Source organism: Candidatus Binatia bacterium (assembly GCA_023150935.1).
In the GTDB taxonomy this organism is placed as follows: Bacteria; Desulfobacterota; Binatia; order HRBIN30; family HRBIN30; genus JAKLJW01.
Genome location: JAKLJW010000057.1, coordinates 1 through 26508 on the forward strand (window position 1 = coordinate 1; position 26508 = coordinate 26508).

The following is a 26508-nucleotide window of genomic DNA, read 5'->3' on the forward strand; positions in this document are numbered from 1 at the left end:
GGGGGATTTCGTAGCATAGCGATATCGCTAGTACTAGAGCGTTTCGATTTTTTCACACCTTCTCAGGCGCGGCGGCGAACCAGCACCAAGCTCCAATCGAAGCACTACCGATCACGAGCACGCTCCCCGCCGTCGCCTGCAGCCGCTGAGTTAGGCGCTTCGCCTCGATCGTGGACGCGGCAGCTTGCGGGCCGGCCGAGGCGCAAGACGCACCACCTTGAACTCACCTTGATCCTGCCGTCGCTTCAGATCGTCAACGATGCCGTCAAGATCATGGTCAAACTTCGCCGCGTAGGCAGCGCGCGCTCTGCGCACCTCTTCGACGATTGGATCACGCATCGGGTTCACTCCTCCAGAAGCTCCTCCGGAGTGCAGAGCACCGGAGGCTCATAACCAAGCTGGCGAATGATCTCCTCGATCTGCGGACGCATCCACGCATTGGCAATGTGCCGGCAGTTCCAGGTGACCAGGTATTCCATCCCGTGGACGGCGGCGACTCCGATGTGCAGCGCGTCGCCCTCCGCGTGCGCCGGTAAAGGCCCCCTTGCAAGAAGCTGGCGGCCAACGAGCCTGGTGTCGTCGTTGATCTCGAGCAATGGGAGGTCACGTAGAAACCGCCCGCGTCTGGCCCGTGCTGCTGGGTCGCCACGTCCAGCCTCCTCCACGACGAGCGGCGAAGTAAAGACGTCCAGCCTCCCTCGCTGTCGCCACCAACGTCGCGTCAGCTCTTGGTGAGCGCGTACGATGAGATGTCGGCTGCGCCGCGCGGCAAGGTAGCTGACGATTGTCGTTTCCACGTACACCCTCGGCTTCACAGCATTCGTTTATCCCTCGGGGTCGATCATTGCCACCCGCACGCCGAACGCTGAAGCTCACCAGCCGGCGCCGAAACGAGACGCTGCTTGCTTGCCCGATCGGCACCGCGGCGCCGGTCTGGTGGAGCGTCTTGTTCGGCAGTCACCTGGCGGCGCGTTTCCCTCGGGGTCGGTATCGGTATCGGATTCGGTATCGACTCCCCCCGTCGTGTACTCGGCCGGTTCCTCGCGAACCGCATAGCCACGCCGACCGAGCCTGGTCAGCATGGCCACGATCCGGTCGAGCACCGCTTTGGTTCTGGCGTTCTCCTCGGCGCACAAGGCACCACAGACCTCCAGAACATCCTGGATCGCCCCGCACTCCATGGCCGATCCCCGGGCGATCTCGGAGTACCGACGCCGGTCGCCGTCTGTCGCCTTGCCGTTGCCTGCGGCGATGTTCAGCGCAATCGCCTGCGACGCCCGCAACAGCTGCTCCTTGGCGTTCCGATGCCCCTTGAGACCTTGACAGAAGCGGTACACCCAGCCCACGTACTCGATAGCCGCCCGGTAGACATCCAGTCGTTCGTGACCGAAGCTCGTGCTGCCCTTCGATTCCGATACCGATAGCGATACCGACCCCGTTCGGTTCCTGCCGAACGTCGCGCCGCTCAAACGCGGCCGGCTCTTGGCCGCCGCCTGCGGCGGCTTGATCGCCGCCAGGCCACCGTAATCTGCACAGCAAACCATCTGTGCCCGACGCTCGACTACCATGGGCTCACACCTTCTCCACGCTCACACGGTTCGCGTGCGCCGCGAGCGCCTTGAGATCGTCGATATCCGAAGTCAAGGCGGTGCCATTGGGTTCTGCGAACGCCACGACCAGAGCGTCGACGGCGGAACCGCGACGCGATCGTCTGCGCAGCAGTGCCGCACGCCGTGCCAGCGGTTCGGGAGTCTCTTCCACAACATCGCAGGTCTTCAAGAAGCGGTTGGCGAGTGCGTCACGACCAGCATGACCGTGCAGGCACTCAACGAGGACGACGGACGGAACGACCGGTGGCCAGAGCCCCTCTTCCCGCAGAGCCAGGATGAGCGCGGCCGCCTGCCGGGACCGCTCGGCAAGCCGGCTGACTGCGCCGGAATCGAGGACGACCACGCCCGTTACCCCGCCTTACGAACGGAGCGGGGCACCAAGCGCCGCGCCACGGCCCCGGCACGCGCGCGCTGGGCAGGGGTCGGGGCGCCGACTTCGGCGATCAAATCGGTTAAGTAGCGATCGGTTTCCGCAAGCAAATCCTGTCGACGCAGCTCGGCCTGCACGGCCTTCTGCAGGAGTTCCGAGACCGGAAGGCCACGCGCCTTCACTTGCTTGTACATGGCTTCAGGGAGGTAGATCTGCATTCGAGGCATGCGCCTATCTATACGCCCTTCGCGGAAGCCTGCAAGCGGGAAGTGCCTCTGGGCCGAGCACATCCCACGCTGCCGACAAGCCTAACGCCTTGCCGCTGAACCGCGGCGGGCCAACGGCGCTCTCGAATCAACGGGCCAGCTACCACCCGCCGTCGGTTCCAGCGGCTGGTTCGGCCGGGTGGCCGCCCTTGCGCGATTGAAGCGAGCGGCAGCACGGAGTAGATTAGAAAAAATGACAATCGAGCTTCCTGGCACCGTGGAAGAACAGCTACGGAATCTGGCGGCCAGACAGGGACGCGACGTAGCGGCACTCGTCGAGGATGCGGTCCGGGAGTACCTCGAAGCCGCTGCCATCACCGATCTTGAGACGTCTGAAGTGGCCGAAGCACAAGCGGCGCTACTGGGTGAGCTGTCAGGGCTACCTGCCTGGAAGGCCGACGAGGCGTGAAGCGTGGAGAGGTCTGGTGGGCCGAACTGCCGCCACCCGTCGGCAGCCGGCCGGTCGTGATTCTGACACGCGACGCAGTTCTCCCCAACATCGGTGGGATCGTTGTTGCCTTGGTGACGCGAACGGTCCGACAGCTTCCGACAGAAGTAACGCTCGGCCGACGCCAAGGCCTTCCCGTCAGCTGCGTCGCCAATCTCGACAACCTCCTGACGATCCCCCGCGACCGCCTGAAAAGGCTCATGGGAGCGTGCGATGCCCACAAGATCGGCGAGCTGAACCGGGCGATCAAGACCGCACTCGACGTGTCCTGACGACGTAATCACCATCGGCCTGCAAGCCGAACGCCCTGGCGCTCAGGCGCGGCGTGCTCTTTGCCGTCGCCTGGAGCGGCTTGTTCGGCACGCCTCTATCGCCCGTGTCATGCAGCCGATTTCACGTTCTCCCGAATGATACGCGGATGCCGCGCGGCGATTCTTAGAAGACCAATCGCCGGCCCTTCCGGTCTCCGGCGACCCTGCTCCCAGTTCCGCAGCGTGTGGACACTTATGCCCATCGCCTCAGCAAACTGCGATTGCGAAAGACCGACAAAGCGCCGCAGTGCCGCGACATCCTCTCCCGACTCGATCTGGCCCATCATGAGCCGCTTGCGAACGCGACCCGGAATCGCCCGGGCCAACTGCTCCTCTGTAAGCTCAGGAATCTTAGTCATTGCAGCCCGCCTCTGACGTACGAACGATACATCTCGGCCTCGCGCTTCGTTGCAAAGCGCGCGCTGATGATCCGCACGACGTTCTCTTCCTCCTCCGTGTAAACGACCAGGACGATCCCGCGGGAGACGGGGCCGATAGCGATGAATCTATCCTCGTCGGACGAATGCGCCTCATCGAAGATATCGAGGTACTCACCGCCTCGTGTGAACAGGGTACTTGCCTGCTCGAACGATACGCCGTGCCTCTTCCGGTTCCTGCTGTTCTTGGCCTCATCCCAGACGAACCTCACGAGGCGACCCTACGGCCCGTGGGCGACTCAGTCAATGACTGACCAAGCACCCGGACGCGCGCCCGAGCCGAACGCCTTGGCGCTCACCCGCCGCGGCCAGAACGCGCCGTCACCCGCTTGTTCGAACGGCCTTGTGGCCGCGGTCGGGTGGAGCGCCTTGTTCGGCCCACAGTTCGCATGCCTGGTGCCGGCGCACCGCGGAGCATGCCCTCGGTGCTCAGGTCCTCATCGAGGTCCGGCCAGTGAATTCCGTAGCCGGCTGCGCAGAGCGTCCAATTTGCGAGCTGGCGCGGACTTGCCCCCGCCAGCCTCGGATACCACTCCAGGGGCACCGAGATCGTACGACCATCCATCAGGTCCACGGTGAGCGAGTCTTCGGAGAATCGCACGTCGCGAACTCGCTCGTCAGCGCTGAGTGCCAATGTGCCCATGCCAGACCTCCAGAAAACGTGCCTGATGCTCCTCGATCAATGCGCGGATTCGCCGCAGCTCGTGTGGGGGGAACCCGAAGTTCCGCGCGAGGGCGATGGGCCGCAGCCATAATTTCGCCGACAGGTTGTCGCGGTCAACGTGGACGTGCGGCGGCTCATTCGGCTCATGGCTGAAGAAGTACACGCGATAGGGTCCACTCCTCAAGACCGTCGGCATTCGCGCGTCTTACCACGAACGGCAACTACCGGCCGAACGCCTTGCGCCTGAGCCGCGCGCATCTTCTTGCGCGTCGGACTCCAGGCGCAGGTTAGCCGTTGTTCTCCAGCTGGGAGCTGCTTGCTCCAAGCCTTCCAGGACCTCGCGCATCAGCTTGTGCAGGCTGTCTGCCAGCGTCACGGCCATCGCCTGCTCAATAAACGTGACCTGCGATCCAGTGTACTCGTCGTCGGCGTCGGTGACGACGCTCTCGAATTGATGAGCGAACAGCGGCTGACCATCCCGGTCGACCGTCATCTTCAGCGCGCTGATCCCAGCGACACGCAGATATATGAACCCGATTGCCTGAGAACAGAGCGCGCGAATCTCCGAGTGAATAACAAGATCGCCCTCGGTAGGGGGACCTTGTGATACGCGAGCGAAGAGCTTCGACTCGGTCAATTCTGTACTCAGTCTCTCGCGTATCAACGAGCGCACGTCGGTCCCCCAAAACGGATCCGTACTGCAACCTGTCCAGCGCGTACCCGCAACACGCTCCCCATAGTGATCGGCGCGGACATCGGCAGGTTCCGCGACAACAACCGCGTACGGATAGGAAGTCCGCGCGACGTAGTGGGTCGAGGTCGGGGGAAACGATAGCGAGGCTCCTGGGATTCTGACCGCAGCGCGGTTGCAACCCATGAGGCAGCAGCAGACGACGAATGAAAGGTTACGAGCGGACAAGATGCTTCCTCCTCGTGACACAGTGCGGTTCCGTTCGGAGTGCGGCTAACGCTCCGGTTCAGCGGCGGGCCGCGCAGCGGACCGTCCGCTGCAACCGGTTGTTGGCCAGCGTCGTGAGAAGCAGCTCTATAACCCTCTGAAGACGTCCTCGACCGCCCTTCGCTGCAGAGCGGCGAAGTCCTGCGCCTGCCTCGCCATTAGTTCCTCCAGCCGGCTGGTAAGGAGCCTCACCCGATCAAGGGATCCTATCCACCAGTTCTGAACCTCACGGGGGACGCCGCGAGGAAATGGGATTGACCGAACACCCTGTCCGTTGATCTTCTGGATCGACGGACCGGTCCCCTTGGTGTGGCGGCGGACGTGTTCGCGAACCATGGGGGTCATAAGCCAGTACTGAGCGAACCAGGGCTCCACGGTCGTCGAGTCCACGCGGACGCGCATAAACAGGTTGGCGTACGTCATGACGCCTGGGTCGCCCTCGTAGAGCCCGCAGTTGCCAACCTGGTCCGGCTTGTTCCCGCGCGCGAAGATGATATCGCCGGGCTCGAGGTAGTCGAGTTCCCGTAGCTGCACGTCGCCGACCCCGTACAGCACCTTCGTGGTGTCGAGGCCGAAGCCGGTGGTCGATGACGGCATGAGCACCGGAGTGCCCTCTCCATCCACGCTGCATGGAAAAGAGGGCCCGTGCCGAAGTCCTTCCACCAGGACAGACTCCAACGCTGCAAGAGGTGATCGCGCTACCACGTCCTCCTGCATGTCGCGCAACCGTGCGGCAAGGAGTCGCCGTGCGTCGACTCCGATCGTCACACGACGACCGAGCACCATAGCGCTCTCTGCGTGCCGTCGGGCCATCATCTCGTTGATGATGCGGCTTCTCGCATCAAGCTCGCGCAGGCGTCGTGCCTGTTCGGGTTTGCTGGGAAGCGGGACCTCGACGGTGAGCAACCGTTTCGCCTTCAGCTCAGTCTTGATCCCGTTGGGGAGCTGAGAGACGGCCCGGCGCCTAAACGCCGGGCTTCGAAGGTACTCGTGGATGTACTTCGGCAGTACCCGCTCCTCATTCAGTTCGTAAGCGCCGTAGTGGATGGTCGCTGCGACGTCGCTCGGAGCTTCCTTCGGATGCAGTGCCACCGCACCCTTGAGCGCGTTGATGCCCGACACGAGTAGATCGCCCCTCCTGACGAGGATCAGGTCGGTGCGGGAGTCCGACGACGCGCGAAGCTCGACGCCGCCGTCCGCGAACCGCACCTTCGCAACGATCGGCACGTCTCCACTCAGCACGGCCTCGAGCGCGGGCACCTCGTCTCGGCTGCGAAGCACCTCGCCGAGCGGAATCAAAGACACGCTCATGCGTCACCTGCTGTAGGCGCCTGCACCACGAGCGCACGCAGCTCGCTGATCAGGTCCAGCATGGCCCGCTCATTCGCGTCGAGGTCATTCGCAATCTGAGCAGACGAGCGGTCATCAACATCGGCGTTCGCGTGTGGATTCTTCAGGTCCAGGTTCACGCCGACAACGTTTCCAGTTCCGTTCTTCGAGACAACCTGACCGACATCGACCAGCCATGCGTTGTCCGTCTCGATGCGCGCCCCCCACCAAGTGATGAGGGACTCGAACTCGCTATGCTGTAGCGGCTTCGTCTTCGTGTACTTCTTCCGGCCTTCCGGGAGCCGGTGCTCGTAGTACCAAATTGACCGGGTTGCGGCTCCCCCATCGAAGAACAGGAGATTCGTTGGGATATCCGTGTAGGGCGCGAACACGCCTTCGGGAAGCCGAACGATGGTGTGCAGGTTGAACGAGGAGAGCAGCTCGAACTTGATGCGCGCCGCGATGCCGTCGCCGAAGAGCACGCCATTCGGCACAACCACCGCCGCGCGCCCCGGTCTAGGCGTGCGCTTGAGCTTGCGCATGATGAGCTGGAGGAAAAGCAGAGCCGTCTCCGCGGTCTGCTTGTCCTCGGGGAAGTTCGAGAGGATGCCGCGCTCCTCCTCGCCACCAAACGGCGGGTTGGTGAGGATGACGTCGACCCGGTCCTTCTCCCCGATGTCCCGGAGCGCAACAGCGAGGCTGTTGCCAGGCTCGACCTTCGGCGCCTCGAGGCCGTGCAGGAGCAGGTTCATCTGCGCGAGGAGGTACGGCAGCGGCTTCGCCTCACCGCCGATGATGGTGCTCTGCTGGAGTTGCCGCCGCTGCTGCACCGTCTTGCATTGCTTCTCCATGTGGGAGAATGCCTCGACGAGGAAGCCGCCTGTGCCGCACGCAGGGTCGAGCACTGTCTCACCGATCTTCGGATCGACGACCGTCACCATCAAGCGCACCACCGCGCGCGGCGTGTAGAACTCGCCCGAGTCGCCGGCGGCATCCCGCATCTCCTTGAGCATCGACTCGTAGAAGTTGCCGAGGGTGTGGATCTCCTCCGACGCGGTGAAGTGGATGCCGTTCACCTTGTTGATGACGTCGCGGAGCAGGTAGCCGTTGATCATGCGGTTGACCGTGCCCTTGAACACGGTAGCCACGACGTCCCGGCGATCCCCTCCCTCGGCGCCGCGCAGCCCGCGCAGGTAGGCGAAGAGGCCCGCGCCTTTGGTCCCGTCCGGCCGCCGGCACTCTTCCTGGTTGATGAATGCGATCAGCTCGTCGCCGGTGATGCCGTCTTCCTTGGCGGCCCAGTCCCGCCAGCGGTACGGCTCCTCGATGGCCGCCTTGAACTTCTTGCCGGCGAGTATCGCTTCCTCGGCGCGAACCGCCTCCATGTCGTCGAGGAACTTCAGGAACATGATCCATGTAAGCATCGGGATGCGGTCGAGGTCACCGCTGAGCCCCTTATCCTTGCGCATGATATCCCGCGCGGACTTGAGGATGCTCCCGAGGCGCTGGGCGGTCGTCACCGGCACGTCGCCGTTCTTCATCGTCTTCGCTGTCTTGCTCTTTGCCATTCAGTTCTCACCCGCGTCCAGCTACGCGGCGTAGAGCAACGTCTGCAGCTCGTGAATCGCGCCGCGGAGCTGCTCGGCTCCTCCGAAGTAGCGGGCGATCTCGATGACGTTGCCGTGGTCCGAAATTGGCGGCACCTGCAGCACGTCCGGGAGGACGAACTGCGCCGTGCCGTGTTCGGCGTACTTCTCCAGTAGCTCTTCCAGGATCTGCCGCGTCACTCCCGAGTGCTTCTCCAGGAAGGCCCGGCGTTCCTTGCGCAGCCGATCGACGCGCTCGCGCCGCGTCCGCACGGGCGCGCTGTATGCCACGTGGCAGAGGAGATCAAACGGGTCGGCATCAGGCTGGCTCGTGACCTTGGTCAGCTCGTCGAAGTCGATCCCACGCTCGGCGAGCTTCTCGATGATGTCGGCGCGTCGCTCTGGGTCGGCCCATGCGGCTCGTAGCTCGACCGCCGTCGGGAAAAGCGCGCGAACGCGCTCGGCGGTGTAGTCGGTGAACTGGACCACCCGGAGTTGGTGTCCCTCGGCGTCCAGCTCATAGACCAGGTGTGCCGCGACCTGTACCTGGCCGCCGTCGTAGAAGTATTTGCGCGGCTCCTCGTCCGGCGGGTCACCGATGACCGCACCATATGGCGGCCCCGGCGACTCGCCGAGCTTGAGCACCTCAGGCTCGGTGGCCGTGTACGTGTCCGGCTTGGGCTTGCCCTGCTCGTCGATCTCCTCCTGGCTCACGCGGGCCGGCTCGCCGTCGAAGTCCGGATCGGCGAACAGTGTGGTGGCGGAACCCGTGTAGTCGTGGATGTTGAAGAACAACTTGCCGTAATCGTCGCGGACGCGAGTGCCTCGACCGATGATCTGCTTGAACTCGCACATGGAGCCGATCACGCGCACGAGGGCCACGTTCTTGACCGTCGGGACGTCCACTCCAGTGGTGAGCAACTGCGACGTCGTCAGGATGGCCGGGGTCGTTGTCTCCAGCTCCTGGAAGCGGCTGAGGTGCCCCCGACCGATGTCGCCCTCGTCCGCAGTGACCCGGCAGACGTAGTCGGGGTTCTGCTTCACAATGTCCGCGTTCAGGTTCGAGAGCGCGCGACGCATCTCGCTGGCGTGCTCCTGGTCCACGCAGAACACAATGGTCTTGGCGAAGCGATCAGTGCCCTTGAGGAAGTCCGTGAGGTGACGGGCGATGGCCTCGGTGCGCGCACGGAGGGCGACCACCTTCTCGAAGTCCCTCGTGGTGTACTCCCGGTCAGGGATCTCGCGGCCGAGCCGGTCAAGCTCGCCAGCGCTTGGCCGCCAGCCGGCGGCGTCGTACGTCGTGATCACGCGGTGGACGCGGTACGGCGCGAGGAAGCCGTCCTCGATCCCCTGCTTGAGGCTGTACTGGTAGATCGGGTTCCCGAAGTACAGGTACGTGTCGCGGTTGTCCTCGCGAAGCGGCGTCGCCGTCATGCCGAGCTGATAGGCCGGCTCGAAGTACTCCAGGATCTCGCGCCACGAGCTTTCTTCGCGGGCGCTGCCGCGATGACACTCGTCCACGACGATGAGGTCGAAGAAGTCCTTCGGGTAGTCCTTGTAGAGCCCGGGCCGCCGTTCGTCGGCGGCGAGCGCCTGGTAGATAGCGAAGTACATCTCGCGGCTCTTCACCGCGTTGCCGCCCTCGATCTTCGAGCGGGCATCGCCGAACGGAGCGAACACCTTCGAGTACGGGTCATCGACGAGGATGTTGCGGTCGGCCAGGAAGAGGATGCGAGGCTTGCGGTACTCCCCCGTGCGGTTCCAGCGGGCGGACCAGAGCCGCCAGCAGATCTGGAACGCCACGAAGGTTTTGCCCGTACCCGTGGCCATCGTGAGCAGCACCCGGCGCTGGCCTTTGATGATGTGGCGCAGGGCCGCGTTGATCGCAATCTCCTGGTAGTAGCGGGGAGTCTTGCCCGCAAGCGAGTAGCCCGGCGTGAGGAGCCTCTCGGCTTCGCTGTCCGAGAGTTTCTCGGCGCCGCGCTGGCGAGCCCAGAGCTCGTCGGGGCTGGGAAACTCCTGCAGGTCCCGCTCGACGCCCGTCAGGAAGTCGAACTCTATAATGCCCTGGCCGTTCGTCACGTACGCGAACGTGAGGCCGAGAGCTGTGGCGTAGTCTTTCGCCTGCTGCAGTCCATCAGCCGGCGACTTGTAGCTGCTCTTCGCCTCGACAACGGCGATTGGGAGGTCGCGGGTGTAGCGCAGGAGGTAGTCAGCGCGCTTCTGCGGTTGGCGACGCGCCTTGTTGCCGACGACGATGATGCGGCCGTCGGTGAACGTTCTCTGTTCGGTGATCGAATGCGGCTCGTTCTCCCAGCCGGCGGCTTGCAGTTTGGGTACGACGTACTTGCGGCAGGTGTCCGCTTCGTTCATCGGGTGACGCCGTTATCCGGCCCTCTCACGGGTCCAATGGGCGCGGTCATTCGAGTGGCACCTGGGACGGGCCTTGAACGATGACTTGCTGCGCGACAGAGAGCGAGGCAACGCCCTCATGGTTCTCGATGATCTTGAAAGCCCCGGTGCCAGCGAGCGTGAGAATACAGGCATGGTGGACACTGAGCACTGCGTCCTGTAGAGCCTGATCGTCCTCGAGGACGCGGACCACAAGTCCCATTTCCATGCATCGAGGTGGTGACAAATGGCGCGCGTGCGACTTGGTGAGGGCGTGATCACCGAGTTCGGTAACAATGCGCGTAGCCTTCGCATCGCGCTCGCGGTCGTCTTTCAACATCCCAGTAACGAGCCATTCTCGCGCCATTTCATTCGACCACTGGATGGCCTTCTCGCACTCACCGATAAGCGTCGGCGAGTACTTCGCGATGATCGGCTGCCACACGAATGCCCGAGTCTGGTCGGCCTTGATCTCGGCGTGCGCACGATTGAACTCCTCGACGACCCCGTGGGCTGCCATTCCACCGAATTGAGGATCGATCGGGCCGAGGCTAGAGTGCTTTCCCATGACGATCTCTCGGCACGCGCAGGCAATCATCGTTCCCGCTGACATGGCCAACTCTGGGACTACCGCGCGGATGTCCTGGCCGAACATCGCCCGGAGGTAGACGACCAAGGACTCGGTCGCAGCCGTTTCGCCTCCCGGCGTGTGGAGAATGAGGTCGAGACCCTTTGTGCGGTCAAGCCCGTGAATGACGGTCATGAATCCGTTCTTGTCCGCGTCAGTGACCTGCGTCCCAGGAAGCCTCGGCTTCTGGAGCCAGCCCGAGTAGTAGATGATGACGTTTCGACCGGTCCTCTCGGCCAGAGTCTTTAGCCGCTCCCGGCGGACCACATCGAACGTGCTGCCGCGAGCTTTGACTTCGTTCAGGAGGCTATGCCAAGTCGGCATCGATCTTCCTCTCCAACGGCGTTGTGGTCGTCTCGATGCGGATGAAGATCTGCTCGGCAGGCGCGGCTTCGGCCACGATTTCTGCTTCTGGTGTCTGTGGCTGACCCCATGTCGTCTCGGTCAGGCCTATCTCCCGAAACGCCTGCTCAATCTCCTCGAGTGTTCGCGCCTTCATCGCATCTCCTTCGTCTGGCCAACGCTCAGCATCAGCGGCGGCGCGCAGCGCCGTCCGCTGCATGCTGTTGTTAGCCAGCAGCGGCATTGGGGCGATACTCCTTGGCTAGTGCTAGGACGTCGGCGATCGTAATGTCGATGTATTTCAGGAAGAGCGCCATCTCTTGTACCTCCAGGTTCTTCTGATCCGTCGTGATGCTTACAGGCGTCGCGTGGAGGAGCTTGCTTGCGAACGAATACAGGTAGTCATACTCGTCGGCTCGACCAACCATCTGTGCCATTTGCCGCCATTGCCAGCGATCGGGTCGGAGGGCCTTAATCTCGGGAACAACCCTCGACTCGAATCTGTCCCTTTCCGCTGCAATGTCAGCGAGAGCCTGCCGTACAGGCGGCAACGCCTTGGTCTCGACCAGATATGCTTGGAAATCGTAACCGTTAGTTCGCGCAGCTTCTGCATACAGAGAAAAGCGCCGCGCAGCCTCTGCGTCGATCTCGGCGGAAACGCCGGATAACGCGGAGACGAGTTTCTGGGCATTGCCAGCATTGGCGCCGACAGCATCGTAGCCCTTCAATAGGTTGTCGTGAGAGGTGGTTTCTTTCTGTCCCAACGACTTGAGCCAGGTCACTTCCCGCTGTAATTGAGCGAGTGTGTCCTCATAGAAGCGCTTCTGGGTAGCGAGCAGTTGGTCGAAGTACACAAGGCCGTAGCGACGGTCCAAGGCAAATAGGCGGAGCCATACCGCGAGTTCGAACGTGTACCTGGCAACAACGACAACGCCCATCGTCTCAACGACGTTGAAGTTCTGCTCCGTGAACAACCGCAGACGGACGAGCGCATCACCCGCCACTGACCTGCACCACGAGTTGTGGTCCCATTTGTCGAAGGCTTCGAGGATTGCCGGCGTGCGCAGTTCTTTCGCAAGGGCGTCGAGCGAGGACCGCCGCGCTCGAATCGAGTTCACCAGAGGTTCAATAAGAGTCTGAGTGTTCATCTCTCGCGCTGCTCCGATGTGGACCCCGGCCGTTGGCTGCTGGCTAACGCCTTGCCGCTGAGCGGCCGCGGGCAAACGATGAACCTGCGAACCAAGCTCGGCCGCTCATGCCCGCGGTCCGATCCAGCGGCGGGTTAGCTCCCGACGATCTCATTGAGGCCATCAACGAGCCGGTCCAGTTCCTCCGGCGTCACCCGGCCCAACTTCCGGCCGAGCCGGTCTACCGAGAGGGTGCGGACCTGGCCGATCTTGACCCACGAGCGCTTTGGTAGCCGTACCTTCTTGAGCTCCATGGTGAGCGGGAAGCTGGCGCGCTGTGGCTGACTGGTTACCGCCATGGCGATCACCGTTCCGGATCGCTGGTTGAAGACGTCATGGCTCAGCACTACTACCGGTCGCATGCCGGCTTGTTCGTGACCCCGGCCCGGGTTCAAGTCCGCCCAAATGACATCGCCCCTCAGTATTCCGGCCATTCGGCCAACTCTCCGGACAATCCCTCATCGGCCAAGGCCTTCTCGAACGCGGGATCGAGTTTGGCGCACTCCCGGGCGAGCCGCGAGCGATCAAGGCGTTCCAACTTCTCCTTCACAGCCTGTTCGATTGCCTTGCTTCGGTTCGGAAACGTCTGCTGCCGCACAAGCCGATCGAGCTGTGCGAGAACGTCCTCGTCGAGAGAAATCGCCACCTTTGACGCTGCCATAGGCTCACCTCTGGTATGATCCAATATCATACCGCGGGTTTGCGCCGCAACGTTGTTGATGGAGCTAACGCCAAGCTTCAGCCGCGGCCTTGCCGGAGCGAAGCGGAGGCAAGGACGTCGGCTGGAAGCTATTGTTGGGCATCGGTTTTGCTCCGCACAAGCTCGCTGATTCTCAGCATTGCGCTCCATGTAGCAGGGCATTTCTTGTCTGCCTCTTCTTTTGATGGCGCATAGCGAATCTCTACGCCGAAAAGGCTCAGATCTTCAGCGAGTGGCCGAAGCGATGTGAAGGCATCGTCGATTGCGGCACAACGATCAATAAGCTCAAGGATGTTGTGCGTGCGTGGAGCCTGCTGACCTTTCGAGACGAGATACGCCTTCAGATACTTTTCTGATGCCTGCTGGGCGTGAAAGCAAATGGTGTACGGAATGTTTGACGCCATGCCTGCCTCGGCGTCAGCCGTAGCCATCTGCAAGAATTCTTCTGCGCTTGCCATCCCCTCGTGACCTCCCTATTTCGATGCCCAACGCCTTGCGCGTGAGCCGCCGGCGCACCGGCGCTCGCGAGGGAGGATCAAGCTCAAGCCGGTCGGCTCGACGCGCCAGTTAGCTTCGGGGCAGCAGCTCACAACAGGGCGTCCAGTTCATTAGCGCTCAACTCGCAGTCGCGCAGGATCTTGCTCAACAGCCCCGGACCGATCGTCTCACCAGAATGGACGGGCACCACCGTCGCCCTGCCGTCGTCATGACGCAGAAAATGATGGCTGCCCCGAACCCGAATCGCCTCGAAACCGGCTTTTCGAAGAGCACGGATGAGGTCATTACCCGTCGGACGCCGCAGTTTCGGCATCACCCGACTTCGATTCGCTGGACACCAACAAAGTCCAGCGATGGTCCCACCGCATCACCTTCGACTTCAAGGCAGAGCTCAACGGCTTCCCGAACTCGCTCCATCAGATCGTCAAGAGACCGCGCCTGGGTATGGCAGCCGTGCAGCCCAGGAACCGTCGCCACATAGTAGCCCTCGGAGTCGCGCTCGATCAGCACATCGAACTCTCGTCTCATGATACCTCCCGCGTCACGGCTTGCGATTGTACCCGGAGCTACACGAGGAAGCTAACGCTCAGCATCAGCGGCGGCGCGCAGCGCCGTCCGCTGCATGCTGTTGTTAGGCGTCGTTCCCTTCGCGCCTCGGTCCATCAACACAATCGCCCTTGTTTGTCACGCTTGGCAAATCACTGACCCTGCAGACCACAGTGCGCTGCCCCGGAACCAGCATCCCATCATTCCGCTGCCAAAGGGCCACTAGCCGAACTCGCTCGGCTTGCACTAGTGTGGCGACGACGGGGTGAGCAGATGGATTGAGCGGGGCGATCTGCGCTTGGCGCCGAGCCTCGGTTCCGGCCTGCACGTCCACCGCGATCGCTCTGGCCGCGCCGGCGTGGATCACGCTTGGTGCCCCAACAAGAGGACCTTCGACGGCTGCGCCGTCGAGCTGTCCGGACCAGTCGGGTGATGCGGCCTGCCAGAAAACGGGACAGACAAGCTTGTACGCACACCACCGGCAGGACTCCGGCGACGGCGATGCGAACTGCTGGGGCGCTGCACCCGAGCGGACCTTTCCGTTGTACACGTCGAGCAGCGCCACCGCGTCAGAAGCCTCCCGCTCGCATTCGGACGGCTCGAGCTCGACCTCGACTCCAGCACCACCAAGTGGAAGAAGTACTCCGCGCTTCGGCCACCACCCGAGCTTCTGCTTGACGAGGTAACCGTAGATGCGGAGCTGCCGGATGTAGGCGGCCTTCACCACATCGGTCTGTGTGGCGGCATCGTGCTCGACGATCGCGCCGCTCTTGTAGTCAATGACCTCGCTGGCGCGGATCACGTCGGGGCGCCCAAGCAGCCTCCCGCCGAACGCAGTGAACTCTTGCTCGCGGATCGTGCCGGCGAGGCCCGCGCCTGACGCCTGCTTCGTGGCCGGCGCAACCGCCGACGCCGGTCCCGCGGAGATCTCTCCTGCTCGGAGCAGTACGCTGGCGCGCGCGACATGGTACCCGGGCCATGCCGTCGGCGAGCCGAAGCGGCGATCGAGCGCATGCGCATCGGCGCGCTGCTGCAGGCTTGCGATTGCCTGGTTCCACAGCCGTTCGACAGCCGCAGCGAGAGACTCCTGGCCGAGGTCGATCTCGACGATCTTCTCGAGCACTTCATGGTAGGCGGTGCCAAGCCACGCCTTCGGGTTCCCGAGGACAAAATTGGAGCTGCCGGTCGCCCTTGAGAGCCCGGCGCGCAGGAGGCAGGCGCGCATGGTCTCAGCTAGCGTCGGGCTGGTTGCGCGGATCTGGGGCAGCTCCAGCGGGCTCACGGCTAGAAAGGCCTCCGCAGCACCTCGAAGATGGACTTCATCGTGACCTGGCAGCCCGCCGCGACCGCCTGCGCATACGCGGCGGCGAGCTGTGGGCCAGCAAAGTTGGGATCCGTGTTCCAAAGCGGGTGGGTCACGATTTCGACCTGATTTCCGCGCCGGCCCGCTTGAAGGCCCCCGAACGTGCACGGCTGCCACCCGGGCATCGCAGCGAAGTAAGGGCCGGCGGCTGCCGCATCGAGGCCCTGCCAATACGCGACCGAGAAATCGATCGGGGCATTTGGATCGAGGGCCAAGCGAGCCAAGTCGAGGCCCAAGCGCCAATCGAGAATGTTGTGGTACGCGAGGTTGCTGAAGTCGCGAAGACAGTCAGGGCAGGAGGTCCGGCACAGCGCTCCGTGCAACGCGTTGCCCTGCGGATCCACCAGGGCGACGAGCGGGCCATAGAACGTGCTGCCCGTCTGGCCGACGACGAAGCGCAGGAGGCTCTCCGCCTCGGCCGGAGTGCCGAAGTACGAGCTGTACCCGGCCCCGTTTTCGAGGCTGTCCGAGATGAAGATCTGGCCGATGACCTGACCGTTCGGATCTTGCATGACGCGAAGACCGACCTTCAGCTCGCGCTCGTGGATATCGAGCCGGACCGCTGCGGCTCGACGCAGCAGGAACCCGAGCGAGTACAGCGCCGCCCGCCCCTCGACGCGGAGAGGAACCGCGCTGACGCCGACAGGCCAGGTCCGGATTCCAAGGACGAGAACGTCGGTCGGCTTGACAGAGGCGAGCGCGCGCCGGTCTGGCGCGCCACCCGGGGCGAGAGGTGGGTTGTTGACCCCGACCTTCGCGAGTGCATCGCGCGTCACCCAGGTTTCACCCTGCGCCAGCTTCTCGAAGTCGAACTGCTGGCCGTCGTTGTCGTTGATGACGTAGACGGTGTCCTGACCGCTCCAGATCTCGAAGTTTGCGACGGGCGTGAGCCCGATCGGCATCACGCCGACCTTCGGGCGCGATGCCCTCGCGGTCCACTCGAACACGCCGTCGAAGTCGCGGCTTCCGCCAAACCACGTGCGGAAGCCGCGCGGCTGCGAAAGGATCACCTGTTCGTAGTCCGGAGGCGCAGCTCCGCAGACCGGGCACGCTTGCGCCGGATTCTGAGACCCATCGACCGCCTGGCAGCGGCGGCACAGCCCGATCGGAAGCGGTGGGCCGAGCGGGTTCGCCTGCTCCACGACAGCGTTTCCCTGCGGCTGGTAATCGACGACGCCCACCGCGGTGTGGATCAGGCCGTCCTTCACCGTCTCAGACGATGGTGCGAACTGGCTGATCGCGATGTCGAGTTCGCGATCAACGATCCCATCCGGCGGCCACTCGTAGGCTGGGCCCGGCTTATCGTGGAACAGGTAGCGGACGCGAGTAGGGAACCCGAACATCGGCAGGACCCCGACGTTCGCGAGTCGCTCGCTCAGCGATCTCTGCGGCAATCGCGGATCGACGGACGCCGCTGTCACGCGCCCTACGAGTTGGGTTTGAACGTAGCTGATGAGAGCAGCTCGCCGCGCCAGCATTTGCGGCGTCGTGAACGAAAGCAGCACGTCACACGTATGAGCGATGGCGGGTTGATTGTTCTGGATCCACGCATCGACCAACTGCGCGATCGTCGAGCCCGCCGGCGTTCCAGGAGGCGGCTGAGGGGGCGGAGCGCCCCAAGCGGCCGCGTCGCCGAACTCGCCGTGCACGCTGTCGCCGCCCTGCGTCGCGAACAGACCAAGCGCCACGAAGGCTTGCCGGAGGACCTCCTTCGCGAGGACGCGCAGGAGAATGGCCTCTCGGCGCATATCGACGTACGGCTGCGGTGGCGGATCCGAGGTGATCCGGTCCGGTCGCTGGAAGTAGTAGTCGTCGTGGCTGCGCCCGCGGCAGAGCGTGAGCGCGACCGATAGACCGGCGCCGCGCCGGCCAGCGCGGCCAACGCGCTGCTGGTAGTTGAAGCGCATGGGCGGCATGTTCGCCATCATGACGGCGAGCAGTGAGCCGATGTCCACGCCGGCTTCCATCGTGGTCGTCACGCTCAGGAGATCGATCGGATCGGTGATCTGAATCTCATCTGGCGGGGGCAGGCAGATGTCTTGGAACAGTCGCTGGCGCTTGCGGCCATCGTTCTTGTTGGTCTGGCCGGTGAGCTCTTCGCAGTTGAGTCGAAACAGCGGACCAGCCTGGGTCGCAAGGTGGCTGTAGTAGTCAGATGCGACTTGGGCTCCTGCCAGCGGCTGCGCAGGACCAAGAGGGATATGGCAATCGGTGCAGACGCCTCCGGCCGCATGCAGGTGAACCCGGCGGCACTGCCCGCATTCGAAGTAAACCGTTCCGGGACGCGCAAGGCAGAGGTTCTGAGCGACGAGAACGTGCTGGGTGAGCACGCCTGCACCGTTGAGGTAGTTCAGCACGTCGCCTGCGAAGGTTGCCGGCGTAAAGCCCTGCAGCTGAGCGACCGCAGCCAGGTACTGAGCGACGTAGGCTGGGGGATTCGGTTGGCTGGCGGCGCCGTGCGTGGACAGGCGGCGCCGTGCGCCGAGCAAGCGAATCGCTCCGTCGGCGGCTTCCTGGATGAGCGGGCTGGGAGCGGGCGCGCCGATGCGGTCCGTCGTCGCGTACGCCAGCCGGAGAGACTCGATGCTGCGACGCCCCGAAGCGAATACGACGTCCATCACCTCGAGGAGCGATTGGTCCTGAATCCTGCGGAGATGATCGCGCTGCTGCTGGCTGAGTTGGGTTGCCGCTCTCGCCTGAGGGATCGATCCGGGGGCGCCCCACGCATAGAGGTCTCGCCAGCTTCCTTCTCTGCCTCGGGGAGCGGTCCAGAGGACGTCCTGTGTGAAGCCACCGGGGTTCGTCCCGCTGGCGAGGAGCTGCGCCGAGGCGTCAGCCGAGAGCTGTCCGATATGGAACGGCCCTTGGGCGGCCCGCAGCAGGATCTGCTGCGCCGCGGTCTGACACGTGAGTCCTGGATGCGAAGGCGACGGGAGTTGCGCTGTCGCCGCGTTGGCGGCCATCGAAAGCGAAGCTGCCTCGGCCGGGTGCGTGCCGCTGAACGCGGCGGCGAGCGCCTGTTGCTGCGCAGGTAGGACTTGTCCGCCCACCTGAGATGCGAATGCCTGGGCGCCCGCTCCCTGGACTGAGATCGCCCCGGTGATCGCCTGGCGGAGCGCGTCCCGATAGTGAGAGAACCGCATTCCTGCCGAGAGCTTCGCGGCGTCTTGCCTGCTATCCGAGAAGACCACCAGCTTTCGCGACTGGCTCGCGGCTGCCGGCGCTATGTTGCGAAGCAGGGCGTCCGAAAGAACCTGCGCGATCTTCTGGAAGCCGGTTCGAAGAGTGCGCACGGGTGACCCGATTTGGCGGCGAGACCAATCGGCGTCACAGCGCGGGCAGCGAGCGGGATAGGCCTGCCGCGCGCTCTCTCCGGCGGGCGGAGTCGGAGAGTGCATCGCCGGCACGTAGTAGAGGTACCCAGTGCCGCCGAGTGCGACCTTGCCATCTGCCGGAGTGAACCGCGCGGCTCGCCAGGCTCTCGGAACGCCGTCCTGCGTCCACTGCGCGGACGCCGGTGCTACGCCGGGAGCTCCGGGCCAGTAGACCGCGTATCGGAGGTAGTCGCGGTCCATCGAGGCCATGTCTGGCGACGCCTCGAGGTCCGGATGGTCGGGGCTGAGGTACCACTCGTTTGGATTCAGCCCCGTGTCTCGGCGGTAGCCGCCGAAGAAGATGTCACCGCAGGCCTCGCAGTAGAGCAGCTCGAGTACGCGTGAGCCGCATACGCAAGTGAGCGTCGGAACGTAGTGGAGCGCTCCGGCAGGCGCCGCGGCATTGCGTGGTGGAACCTGTGTGCATGCCGGATTCGTGCACGCCCAGAGGCCCTGCAGGTTGCGGTAGATGATGTGCGCTCGAACGGGGAGCGGCGCCGTGCCACTCACCCCACGCGCCGCAGACAGGCCGGCAAGAAGGCCTTCCACCGCCTCAACGGCGTCGGGGAGCGGAAGCGCGGGCAACATGGCCGACGCGAGCTGCTCGGGAAACCGCGGTTCCAATTGAGGAGCGCTGCCGGGACCAGTGGCGCAAGCCAGGCGGAGCGCGTCGGCTGCCATGACGTGGGAGAGCGCGAACTCGAGAGTCGATTCCGGGCTTGCGCCGGCGGGTACTGGGGGCGCGCCGGTCGCCGCGTGGAACGCCGTCGCGGTCGCGGCCGTCAGAGACGGCGAGGCTCGAAGATCATTCCGGAGTTGGCGGAGTGCGGTGGCGGTTGCTCGCACTTGACCGAACGCGCCAGCGTTCAGTGGCTGCGTCGCGCCACCAACGATTCGAAAGCGGTTCCGGTCGCGGCCGAAGAAGGACTCCAGGTACTGGAGGCCAGCCGCGCCACTCGCCACCGATGCACTGGAGGCGATGATGCGCAGCTGGTTCGAGTCCGGGGCGAGGCCAATGCGATCGAGAAGTACGCGGAGGAGGTACGCGACCTCCGTGCCAGGGGTCCCGCGGTACGTGTGCAGCTCGTCGACGACGAGATGGAAGATGTGCGAGGGATCCTGTTGGAGCCACTGTCTCGTCTGGTCGAAGATCGCGGCTTCGACGCTGCGCATCAGCATGATGTTCAGCATCGAGTAGTTGGTGATGAGGATGTCGGGCGGATGATCTTGCATGTCCCAGCGCGACCACATCTCGCCGCCGTCCATGTTCGCGAAGAACCGTGCCGCAGGAGTTCCGGCCACGAGCTGCGCGTCTCGATGTGCATCAGCGAGCTCGGCGCGCAGCCTGGTCGTAGCCGCGGATGAACGGTTTCCTGATACGGGCGTCCGCCCCGTGTAGCGTCCGAAGTAGATCCGATTCCCAGCGCGGTTCGCTTGGAGCCACGCGCGCGCGCCAGTCCCATCCAAGCCGTCGCGAAGACGCGCGAGCTGATCCTCGACCAGCGCGTTCAGTGGGTAAAGGATGAGCGCGCGGACCGCAGGCGTCCGGTTGTCGTGCGCTCTCTGCGCGATCCGTGGAGCCCAACGACGCTTGCTCCCCTGCATGGACCAGTGATTCCACCAGTCCCACTGTGCCGCCCGAGTCCCCGGCGCCGGCCAGCCCCCCGACTCTCGAACGAGCTCGGCGGCGATCGGCAGGAGGAAGCACTCCGTCTTTCCGGAACCAGTTCCCGTGGTGACGACCACGTCGTTGCCCTGGACCAATGACTCGTCGAAGACGGCGCGCTGGTGCGTGTACAACTCGCGCGGCTGCCCGTTCGGGAGGGTCGGGGGGAAGAGTCCCTGGGACACGAACGCCGACAGGTCCGCGACAATCGCCTGCGGCCAGAGCGGCCCAAGGAGAGCCTGCGCTGCCTGGGAGAACGTCTGCCCACAGAGCTGGTAAGCAGGTACCGGCTCGATGAGGGGTCGCCGGTAGAGCCGCCCGTCTGCATCGAGCAGTGTCCGGCGTTCGGCGACGAGGTCCGGGTACCTGAGGTCAAACGGACTGTCGAGGTACCGGAAGTACGTGTCGCGGAGGTCATCGAAGATGGCGAGCGGGTTACTCATCGGAGCTCCTGGCGGAGAAGTGCCGCCGAAATCGCGGCGATGTCCTGCGGAATCTCGGCGTACTGGAGAGAGCCGCCTCGTAGGCCGCCACCGTCGTAGGAAGGTGGCGATCCCGAGCACAGGATCAGGGCACGCTCGACCAAGAACGGCGGGCGGCAGCTCGCCGGCATGGTGAGCGTCCGGGTTTGGGCGTCGTACCGGAGCACCTGGCGCCGACGCCGGCGCTGCCGCAGAACGAGATACTTGCCCACCTGCCCGGGAATTCGCGCTGCAGCGCCCTTGCAGCAGAACAGCACGTGGCGTTGGTGCCGGAGAGAGAAACGAAAGAGGCCCGCCGAAGCGGTGCGAGCATCGTCCAGCGTTGCCGATCGCCAGACGAGATCGTCGGGTGAGAACCGATCGATCCTCCAGTCTGAACCGAAAGGCAGTTCGGTCGGGTAGCGCACGCCTGGATCGTCGACCGGCGGAAGACTGGCAAGAAGCGCTGCTGGCGCGTCATCCTGCAAGAGGACGCCGGTTTCACCGGCGATTGCGGCAAGTGTGTCCCGGGTGTCGGCGGTGATCAGGATCTGGTCGGGATAGGCTGCGAGCGCGAGCACTCGGAGCTCCGCCCCGTGAGCCGTGACCGCTGCACGTAGGCGATCCATGAACGAGAGCGATCTCGCTCCGGCCACGACGCCGAGCCAGCCACGCGCGTGCCGTGAGACGGCCAGCGCGGGCGGCGTGACTCGCCACTCCGATCCCTCGCCGGCACCTGCAAAGAACTCGGCGTGCCCAACACGTTGCAGGTTGAACCTGAGCGTCTGATAAAGAGGCAGGGCAAACTGATCAGGGGCGTCGTCGCCCTCCCCATCGATCTCGGCATCAGCGACGAGGTGAAGCTCCTCGACGGCAGCGCGGAACTGAGCCCACGAACCTTGGCGCCGCGCAGACATCCAGAGCAGCAGGGAGTTCGCGCTCATCGCCAGCGTCTCCGGAGCGCTCTTGCGTAGCGTTTGTAGTCCTTCCATAGGTCCGCGATCTCGACCCGCGATGGCTCGGTCTGAAGCCCCTTCCTGCCAGCCGCGAGGACGGCAGAGCACCATGCCTGAGATCCCCAGGCCAGAGCACGGCGTCGAGCGGCGCGCCCGCCGTGCACAATGGACTGCTCGTCGCCCCGGCCGACTACCACCGGCGGTCCGATCAGGAGCACGCGCGCCGTGCGCTTGTCGCAGTGAAGCGCGTCGGCCGGGATCGCCCAGATGGGTTCGAACCAGGGGAACCCGACGCAAAGTCCGGCGCGCACGTCACCGCGAGGCTTGCAGACTTCAATCTCCCCTGGTCGCGCTCCGATCAAGATTGGATTCGAAGCGGCAACAACAGTCGGACGGCTGTCGGATCGTGCGACGCGTGGCGGGCGAACGAGCACTCCACAGATCGCGGGTCGCGATTGTGTGCCGCTGGCAGTTGGCTCGCCCAGTGACCACGCGTATGCATCCCACGGCTCCCAGAGCTCGGCCCCACTTCGAATCGCGTATGTGCGCGAGGTACTCGTGCACCAAACGGTGTGCTCACCAGCAGAGTCCCAGCCGGGTGCAACGTACCCCCCTTCTGAGGATCGCGTCGCTTCCTGCCCGTCGATGGTGACGACCCCGAGCGTACTGGCGTCGCCGAGAAGCTCGACGGTAGGTGGAAAACCGGTGAGCCAGGTCTGGCGACCAATCCGGATCCCGCCGATGAGCGCGATCTCGACGTCACGAAGTGGTCTGAGTGCATCGATGATGTCGCCGCCTGGACTTGGCGCGACAGGCTTCTTGGGGCACACGCCGCGCAGGCCTACCCAGCCAGGCGGCATCCCGCTGTCGGAGTTCAGCTCCGTCGGCTCCGGGCTTTCGGTGAGCGCGATCGCCGCGCGAACGTCGGGCAGACGCTCAGCGACGCAGAGGACCACATGTTCCTCACCAAGGACCAGGCGCGGTGTACTGACGAAGCCGTTCAGCTCGCCATGACGAGACAAGACGAAAATGCCCCGGCCGCTGAGGGATAGCCTGCCGGCGGCGCCGCCGGGAAGTGCACCAGCCCACTCGATCCCCTCGCTGAGCAGGCGTCCGATGTCGGGCAGCATTACGTCCTGGTACCACTCATCCTGCAGCGCCTGAAGCGCAGGGGGACAGCCTGAGCCCTCCACCGCGAACTCGACCGGCATCCCCGCAGCGCGGCGTGGCAGGAGCGAGACACGGCAGAAGCCCGCCTTCTCGAACACAAGGCGCACCTCGATCGGCATCGCGCGATCTCGGACTTCTCGGTCCGGACTCGGCGATGCAGATGCACGTAGCGGAGCGGACGCGCGCGCCGTCGGACGGTATTGCCTTGGGGCTCGTGGCGCGAACGGAGGCGGGGCTTCTGGCTGGGCCGCAGCGCCTCTCTCGTCCGCTTGGCGCGGCACCTCCCGCTCTACCGCCATGCGAGCGTCTTCGTCGTCGCGGCATTGCGCCTCTTCGGCCTCGCGGCGTTGCGCCTCTTCAGCCGCCGCGCGCGCTTCCTCGGCGGCCCGTTCTCGCGCTTCTTCGGCCTTGCGCTGCGCCTCTCGCTCGGCCGCAGCACGAGCTTCTTCTTCGGATCGCTGTCGCGCCTCCTCCGCCTTGCTCTGCGCGTCACGCTCCGCAGCCTCGCGAGCCTTTTCGTCGGCGCGACTTTGGGCGTCTTCGGCCTCGCGGCGCTGCGCCTCGCGCTCGGCCACGACGCGAGCTTCCTCCTCGGCGCGACGTCGCTCCACTGCGGCGCGCGCTTCCTCTTCGGCCTTGCGCTGCGCCTCGCGCTCCGCCGCTTCGCGAGCGTCTTCGTCGGCGCGACGTTGGGCGTCTTCGGCCTCGCGGCCCTGCGCCTCTTCGACTTGGCGCTGCGCCTCCCGCTCTGCCGCAACGCGCGCCTCCTCTTCGGCCCGACGCGCTTCCTCCTCGGCTTGACGCTGCTGCTCGGCCTCCGCTGCGGCACGCGCTTCTTCTTCAGCGCGACGTTGCGCTTCCTCGGCCGCACGTCGCTGCGCCTCCTCGTCGGCCTGGCGCTCCCGCTCCGCCTCGGCGCGGGCTGCCAGCTCGGCGCGGTGCTGGGCTTCTTCTGCCTCGCGGCGCTGCGCCTCTCGCTCGGCTGCAACACGGGCTTGGCTCTCGGTGCGTCGGCGGCGCGCTCGCACGACGACCCCAACGATCGCGGTTGCGAACGCAAAACCAATCCCGCCGATGACGAAAAGCATCTCCACGACTGGGGAAGCACCTCTCCTTTCTGTCCGCCTACGGCCGGGCATCTCCCCTTGCGATCGCGGCGCGTGCCCCCACCGAGATCGCGACGGGCATCGGCACATGCCTGCCGGCAGTGACACGGAGGCCGACCTTCGGGCAGTCGGCGTTCAGCGGGCAGCACGCGCACTGGGGAGCGCGCGGAAGGCACGTGCGCTGCCCATGAACGACGAGGTTTACATGCAAGGCGCGGCGGCGGGGCGCGGGCACGGCAGCCTGAATCGCATCGTGCAGTGAGCGGCGTCGATATACGGCTCGCCGTGACAGGACACCGGTCCGCTTCAGGATGCGAAACGTGTTGCTGTCGATCGGCAGCACCTCGCGATCGAGGCTGTACAGAAGGACGCAACGGGCGGCCTTCCACGAAAGGCCCGGGAGGCGCGTGAGCAGTCTCTCCGCATCCTCGTCGTTCAGCGCTCGCAAGAGATCGAGAGAATGCTCGCCGGCAACTCTGCGGACCTCGGCGAGAAGACGGCGAATGGTCCTCGTCTTCTGCCTGTGGAGGCCACCGTCACGAAGAATGCGTGCGACGTCGCGGGCTGCGGCATGCTCGAGCGCGTCCCATGACGGGTAGGCAGTGCGCAGCCCCGACCACGTCGAGCTGAAGCGCGCGAGATCGGTCTGAAAGCTCAGGATGATGTAGATTGCCTCGTCCAGCGGATCAGGCTTGTTGCCGAGTTCGGCTTCCGGAGTTCCGTAGGCGGCATCGAGCACCACATCGATGTCGGCGAGGCGTTCCACCGCACCGGGCCTGAGCGGCGACGCGGCTCTCATCTCTTCGCCCCACCGTTTCCACGATCCATCGCTTCGCCGAGAACGCGTTCGATCAGCAAAGGTGGCACGGAGTTTCCGATCATCTCGTATGCACTTCGCCGGCAGACCACGGTGGAGGGGAACGTGACGTAGTCCGGGATGCCTTGCAGGCGGGCGTACTCCCGCACAGAAAGGGAGCGCTCCTCCTCGTAGTGGTAGACGCAGTCGTACTTCGTCGACAACGCCGTCGAGGGAGCGTCGGGGTGCAAGCGCCTGTACGCAGAGTCGTAGCGCCTCGATAGACCGTTGAGGTGTTCCTTCGGGATCACTCGCGCGCAACCACCGGGCGGGATGTGGTGCAAGCGCTTGACGGTCTCGGCGTTCACTGCTGGCGTCCTCGTGTCGCGCAGCTTCTCGGGCGCGCCATTGCGTACCCATCTCTGAAACGCGGTCTTCGCATCAGAAGCGTACGGTCTCTCCGCTTCTGGTTCCCCAGGGCCAAGGAGTGGCAAGTCGGAGAGCGCCTGACTTGCCGACGTGAGCTTCGCGTCATCCGGGTCCGTGAGGGCACGCAGATATTTCTCGAGCTCCTTTGGAGCCGATCCTTTGTGGCGGACTGCCGCGAAGAGCGGCGTGAGATCCGGGCCAGGTTCGGGCAGTCGCTCCTTTCCGCTGCCACGGACACCGAGGATCAAGATCCTGCGCCGAGCCTGCGGGGTCCCGAACAGCGCGGCGTCGTAGACCTTGTATTCGACTCGGTACCGCATGCGCTTCGCCGGCCGCTCCAACCGCTCCAGGACATCAGCGAGCGTCCTTCCGTCGCGATGCCTGATAAGGTCGGGCACGTTCTCGATCAGGAAGATCCGCGGCCGAAGGATGGCGATGTATTCGGGCATCGCCGCAAGAACACGATTGTGGCCATTGCGACCGTCATGGTGGCCGTTCCGCAGCTGGCTGAAGCCCTTGCAGGGCGGCCCCGCGGCGACCAGTTCGATGTCGCCGATGCGCCGGCGGTCGTCTTCTACTAGTCGGCGCCCTTTCTCGCTCAGGAGGTTGGCGGTGGCCGCGACCTCGTCACCGAAGTTGTGGTTGTAGATCGCGACGGACTCTTTCCACGAGTCATACGCCTTCGCGATGTTGAACCCGAGTGCCCGGAGGCCAATCCCGATTCCGCCGAGACCAGCGCAGAGTTCCACGGCAGCGCCGCTGGATGCCCGCGTTGCGATGTGGCTCTCTGATCCCAAGCAGATCTCCGACGACTATTTTGATGCCGTCACACGACGCCTAACGCTGAAGCTCACCAGCCGGCGCCGAAACGAGACGCTGCTTGCTTGCCCGATCGGCACCGCGGCGCCGGTCTGGT

At 64.6% G+C, this 26508-nt stretch carries 30 protein-coding genes; 3 read left to right on the forward strand and 27 right to left on the reverse strand.

Translation table 11 applies throughout. The features are described from left to right. Positions 1-150: 150 nt before the first annotated feature. The 5 genes from L6Q96_21340 to L6Q96_21360 are packed head-to-tail and all read right to left on the reverse strand — an operon-like array spanning position 151 to position 2207. The gene (locus L6Q96_21340) at positions 151-339 is read right to left on the reverse strand and encodes a hypothetical protein (protein MCK6557096.1); all 189 of its coding nucleotides are present in this window, start codon (positions 337-339) and stop codon (positions 151-153) included. Positions 340-344: 5 nt separating this feature from the next. After that, positions 345-815 carry a type II toxin-antitoxin system VapC family toxin gene (locus L6Q96_21345; GenBank protein MCK6557097.1) on the reverse strand — a complete coding sequence of 157 codons (471 nt, stop codon included), beginning with the start codon at positions 813-815 and terminating at the stop codon, positions 345-347. 57 nt (positions 816-872) lie between these two features. Further along, on the reverse strand, positions 873-1568 hold the full coding sequence (locus L6Q96_21350) for a four helix bundle protein (GenBank protein MCK6557098.1): 696 nt from the start codon (positions 1566-1568) through the stop codon (positions 873-875). A 4-nt stretch (positions 1569-1572) separates the two neighbouring features. Beyond that, complete coding sequence (locus tag L6Q96_21355) at positions 1573-1953, reverse strand: hypothetical protein (GenBank protein MCK6557099.1); 381 nt, start codon at positions 1951-1953, stop codon at positions 1573-1575. Between the two features lie 5 nt (positions 1954-1958). Beyond that, positions 1959-2207, reverse strand: a complete 249-nt coding sequence (locus L6Q96_21360) for a hypothetical protein (protein ID MCK6557100.1) — start codon at positions 2205-2207, stop codon at positions 1959-1961. Positions 2208-2439: 232 nt separating this feature from the next. Here L6Q96_21360 and L6Q96_21365 point away from each other — a divergent pair, with 232 nt between their 5' ends. Both L6Q96_21365 and L6Q96_21370 read left to right on the forward strand, forming a co-directional pair. Further along, on the forward strand, positions 2440-2655 hold the full coding sequence (locus L6Q96_21365; GenBank protein MCK6557101.1) for a ribbon-helix-helix domain-containing protein: 216 nt from the start codon (positions 2440-2442) through the stop codon (positions 2653-2655). Further along, positions 2652-2966: a type II toxin-antitoxin system PemK/MazF family toxin gene (locus tag L6Q96_21370; GenBank protein MCK6557102.1), complete on the forward strand. Its 315-nt coding sequence runs from the start codon at positions 2652-2654 to the stop codon at positions 2964-2966. The genes L6Q96_21365 and L6Q96_21370 overlap by 4 nt, the downstream gene beginning before the upstream one ends. A 107-nt stretch (positions 2967-3073) precedes the next feature. On the opposite strand, the gene L6Q96_21375 is transcribed toward L6Q96_21370, so the two are convergent. The 20 genes from L6Q96_21375 to L6Q96_21470 form a co-directional block, all read right to left on the reverse strand. Further along, a complete protein-coding gene (locus tag L6Q96_21375; GenBank protein ID MCK6557103.1) occupies positions 3074-3364 on the reverse strand; it encodes a helix-turn-helix domain-containing protein in 291 nt (96 codons plus the stop codon). Continuing rightward, positions 3361-3654, reverse strand: coding sequence for a BrnT family toxin (locus tag L6Q96_21380; GenBank protein MCK6557104.1), 294 nt, complete (start codon positions 3652-3654; stop codon positions 3361-3363). Before L6Q96_21380 ends, L6Q96_21375 begins: the two co-directional genes overlap by 4 nt. Before the next feature lie 83 nt (positions 3655-3737). Beyond that, positions 3738-4085: a DUF2442 domain-containing protein gene (locus tag L6Q96_21385; GenBank protein MCK6557105.1), complete on the reverse strand. Its 348-nt coding sequence runs from the start codon at positions 4083-4085 to the stop codon at positions 3738-3740. Next, on the reverse strand, positions 4060-4302 hold the full coding sequence (locus tag L6Q96_21390) for a DUF4160 domain-containing protein (GenBank protein MCK6557106.1): 243 nt from the start codon (positions 4300-4302) through the stop codon (positions 4060-4062). The genes L6Q96_21385 and L6Q96_21390 overlap by 26 nt, the downstream gene beginning before the upstream one ends. A gap of 9 nt (positions 4303-4311) precedes the next feature. Further along, positions 4312-4743: a hypothetical protein gene (locus L6Q96_21395; GenBank protein ID MCK6557107.1), complete on the reverse strand. Its 432-nt coding sequence runs from the start codon at positions 4741-4743 to the stop codon at positions 4312-4314. A 408-nt stretch (positions 4744-5151) separates the two neighbouring features. Then, on the reverse strand, positions 5152-6375 hold the full coding sequence (locus tag L6Q96_21400) for a hypothetical protein (GenBank protein ID MCK6557108.1): 1224 nt from the start codon (positions 6373-6375) through the stop codon (positions 5152-5154). Beyond that, on the reverse strand, positions 6372-7961 hold the full coding sequence (locus tag L6Q96_21405; protein MCK6557109.1) for a type I restriction-modification system subunit M: 1590 nt from the start codon (positions 7959-7961) through the stop codon (positions 6372-6374). The genes L6Q96_21400 and L6Q96_21405 overlap by 4 nt, the downstream gene beginning before the upstream one ends. 21 nt (positions 7962-7982) lie before the next feature. Continuing rightward, complete coding sequence (locus L6Q96_21410) at positions 7983-10352, reverse strand: DEAD/DEAH box helicase family protein (GenBank protein ID MCK6557110.1); 2370 nt, start codon at positions 10350-10352, stop codon at positions 7983-7985. A gap of 46 nt (positions 10353-10398) precedes the next feature. Continuing rightward, complete coding sequence (locus L6Q96_21415; GenBank protein MCK6557111.1) at positions 10399-11322, reverse strand: S49 family peptidase; 924 nt, start codon at positions 11320-11322, stop codon at positions 10399-10401. Next, positions 11306-11584 (reverse strand): hypothetical protein, encoded by a 279-nt coding sequence (locus L6Q96_21420; GenBank protein MCK6557112.1) that lies wholly within the window; start codon positions 11582-11584, stop codon positions 11306-11308. The genes L6Q96_21415 and L6Q96_21420 overlap by 17 nt, the downstream gene beginning before the upstream one ends. Beyond that, positions 11568-12488 carry a hypothetical protein gene (locus L6Q96_21425; GenBank protein MCK6557113.1) on the reverse strand — a complete coding sequence of 307 codons (921 nt, stop codon included), beginning with the start codon at positions 12486-12488 and terminating at the stop codon, positions 11568-11570. Before L6Q96_21425 ends, L6Q96_21420 begins: the two co-directional genes overlap by 17 nt. A 134-nt stretch (positions 12489-12622) precedes the next feature. After that, a complete protein-coding gene (locus L6Q96_21430; GenBank protein MCK6557114.1) occupies positions 12623-12961 on the reverse strand; it encodes a type II toxin-antitoxin system PemK/MazF family toxin in 339 nt (112 codons plus the stop codon). After that, positions 12946-13188: a ribbon-helix-helix domain-containing protein gene (locus tag L6Q96_21435; GenBank protein ID MCK6557115.1), complete on the reverse strand. Its 243-nt coding sequence runs from the start codon at positions 13186-13188 to the stop codon at positions 12946-12948. The genes L6Q96_21430 and L6Q96_21435 overlap by 16 nt, the downstream gene beginning before the upstream one ends. 128 nt (positions 13189-13316) lie before the next feature. After that, positions 13317-13685: a HEPN domain-containing protein gene (locus L6Q96_21440; protein ID MCK6557116.1), complete on the reverse strand. Its 369-nt coding sequence runs from the start codon at positions 13683-13685 to the stop codon at positions 13317-13319. A 128-nt stretch (positions 13686-13813) separates the two neighbouring features. After that, positions 13814-14038, reverse strand: coding sequence for a type II toxin-antitoxin system HicA family toxin (locus L6Q96_21445; GenBank protein ID MCK6557117.1), 225 nt, complete (start codon positions 14036-14038; stop codon positions 13814-13816). Then, entirely contained in the window at positions 14038-14253 is a 216-nt protein-coding gene (locus L6Q96_21450) for a type II toxin-antitoxin system HicB family antitoxin (protein MCK6557118.1), read from the reverse strand. Before L6Q96_21450 ends, L6Q96_21445 begins: the two co-directional genes overlap by 1 nt. A 103-nt stretch (positions 14254-14356) precedes the next feature. Beyond that, complete coding sequence (locus tag L6Q96_21455) at positions 14357-15553, reverse strand: PD-(D/E)XK nuclease family protein (GenBank protein MCK6557119.1); 1197 nt, start codon at positions 15551-15553, stop codon at positions 14357-14359. A 2-nt stretch (positions 15554-15555) separates the two neighbouring features. Then, on the reverse strand, positions 15556-21117 hold the full coding sequence (locus L6Q96_21460; GenBank protein ID MCK6557120.1) for a DEAD/DEAH box helicase: 5562 nt from the start codon (positions 21115-21117) through the stop codon (positions 15556-15558). Then, the gene (locus tag L6Q96_21465) at positions 21114-22079 is read right to left on the reverse strand and encodes a hypothetical protein (protein ID MCK6557121.1); all 966 of its coding nucleotides are present in this window, start codon (positions 22077-22079) and stop codon (positions 21114-21116) included. Before L6Q96_21465 ends, L6Q96_21460 begins: the two co-directional genes overlap by 4 nt. Continuing rightward, positions 22076-23380 carry a hypothetical protein gene (locus L6Q96_21470; GenBank protein MCK6557122.1) on the reverse strand — a complete coding sequence of 435 codons (1305 nt, stop codon included), beginning with the start codon at positions 23378-23380 and terminating at the stop codon, positions 22076-22078. The genes L6Q96_21465 and L6Q96_21470 overlap by 4 nt, the downstream gene beginning before the upstream one ends. 150 nt (positions 23381-23530) lie before the next feature. On the opposite strand from L6Q96_21470, the gene L6Q96_21475 reads away from it, so the two are divergent. Next, complete coding sequence (locus L6Q96_21475) at positions 23531-24472, forward strand: hypothetical protein (protein ID MCK6557123.1); 942 nt, start codon at positions 23531-23533, stop codon at positions 24470-24472. Here the strand turns inward: L6Q96_21475 and L6Q96_21480 are convergent. Further along, positions 24387-25166, reverse strand: coding sequence for a hypothetical protein (locus L6Q96_21480; GenBank protein MCK6557124.1), 780 nt, complete (start codon positions 25164-25166; stop codon positions 24387-24389). The two genes, L6Q96_21475 and L6Q96_21480, sit on opposite strands and share 86 nt — an antisense overlap. Beyond that, the gene (locus tag L6Q96_21485) at positions 25163-26341 is read right to left on the reverse strand and encodes a DNA cytosine methyltransferase (GenBank protein MCK6557125.1); all 1179 of its coding nucleotides are present in this window, start codon (positions 26339-26341) and stop codon (positions 25163-25165) included. The genes L6Q96_21480 and L6Q96_21485 overlap by 4 nt, the downstream gene beginning before the upstream one ends. Between the last annotated feature and the right edge of the window lie 167 nt (positions 26342-26508).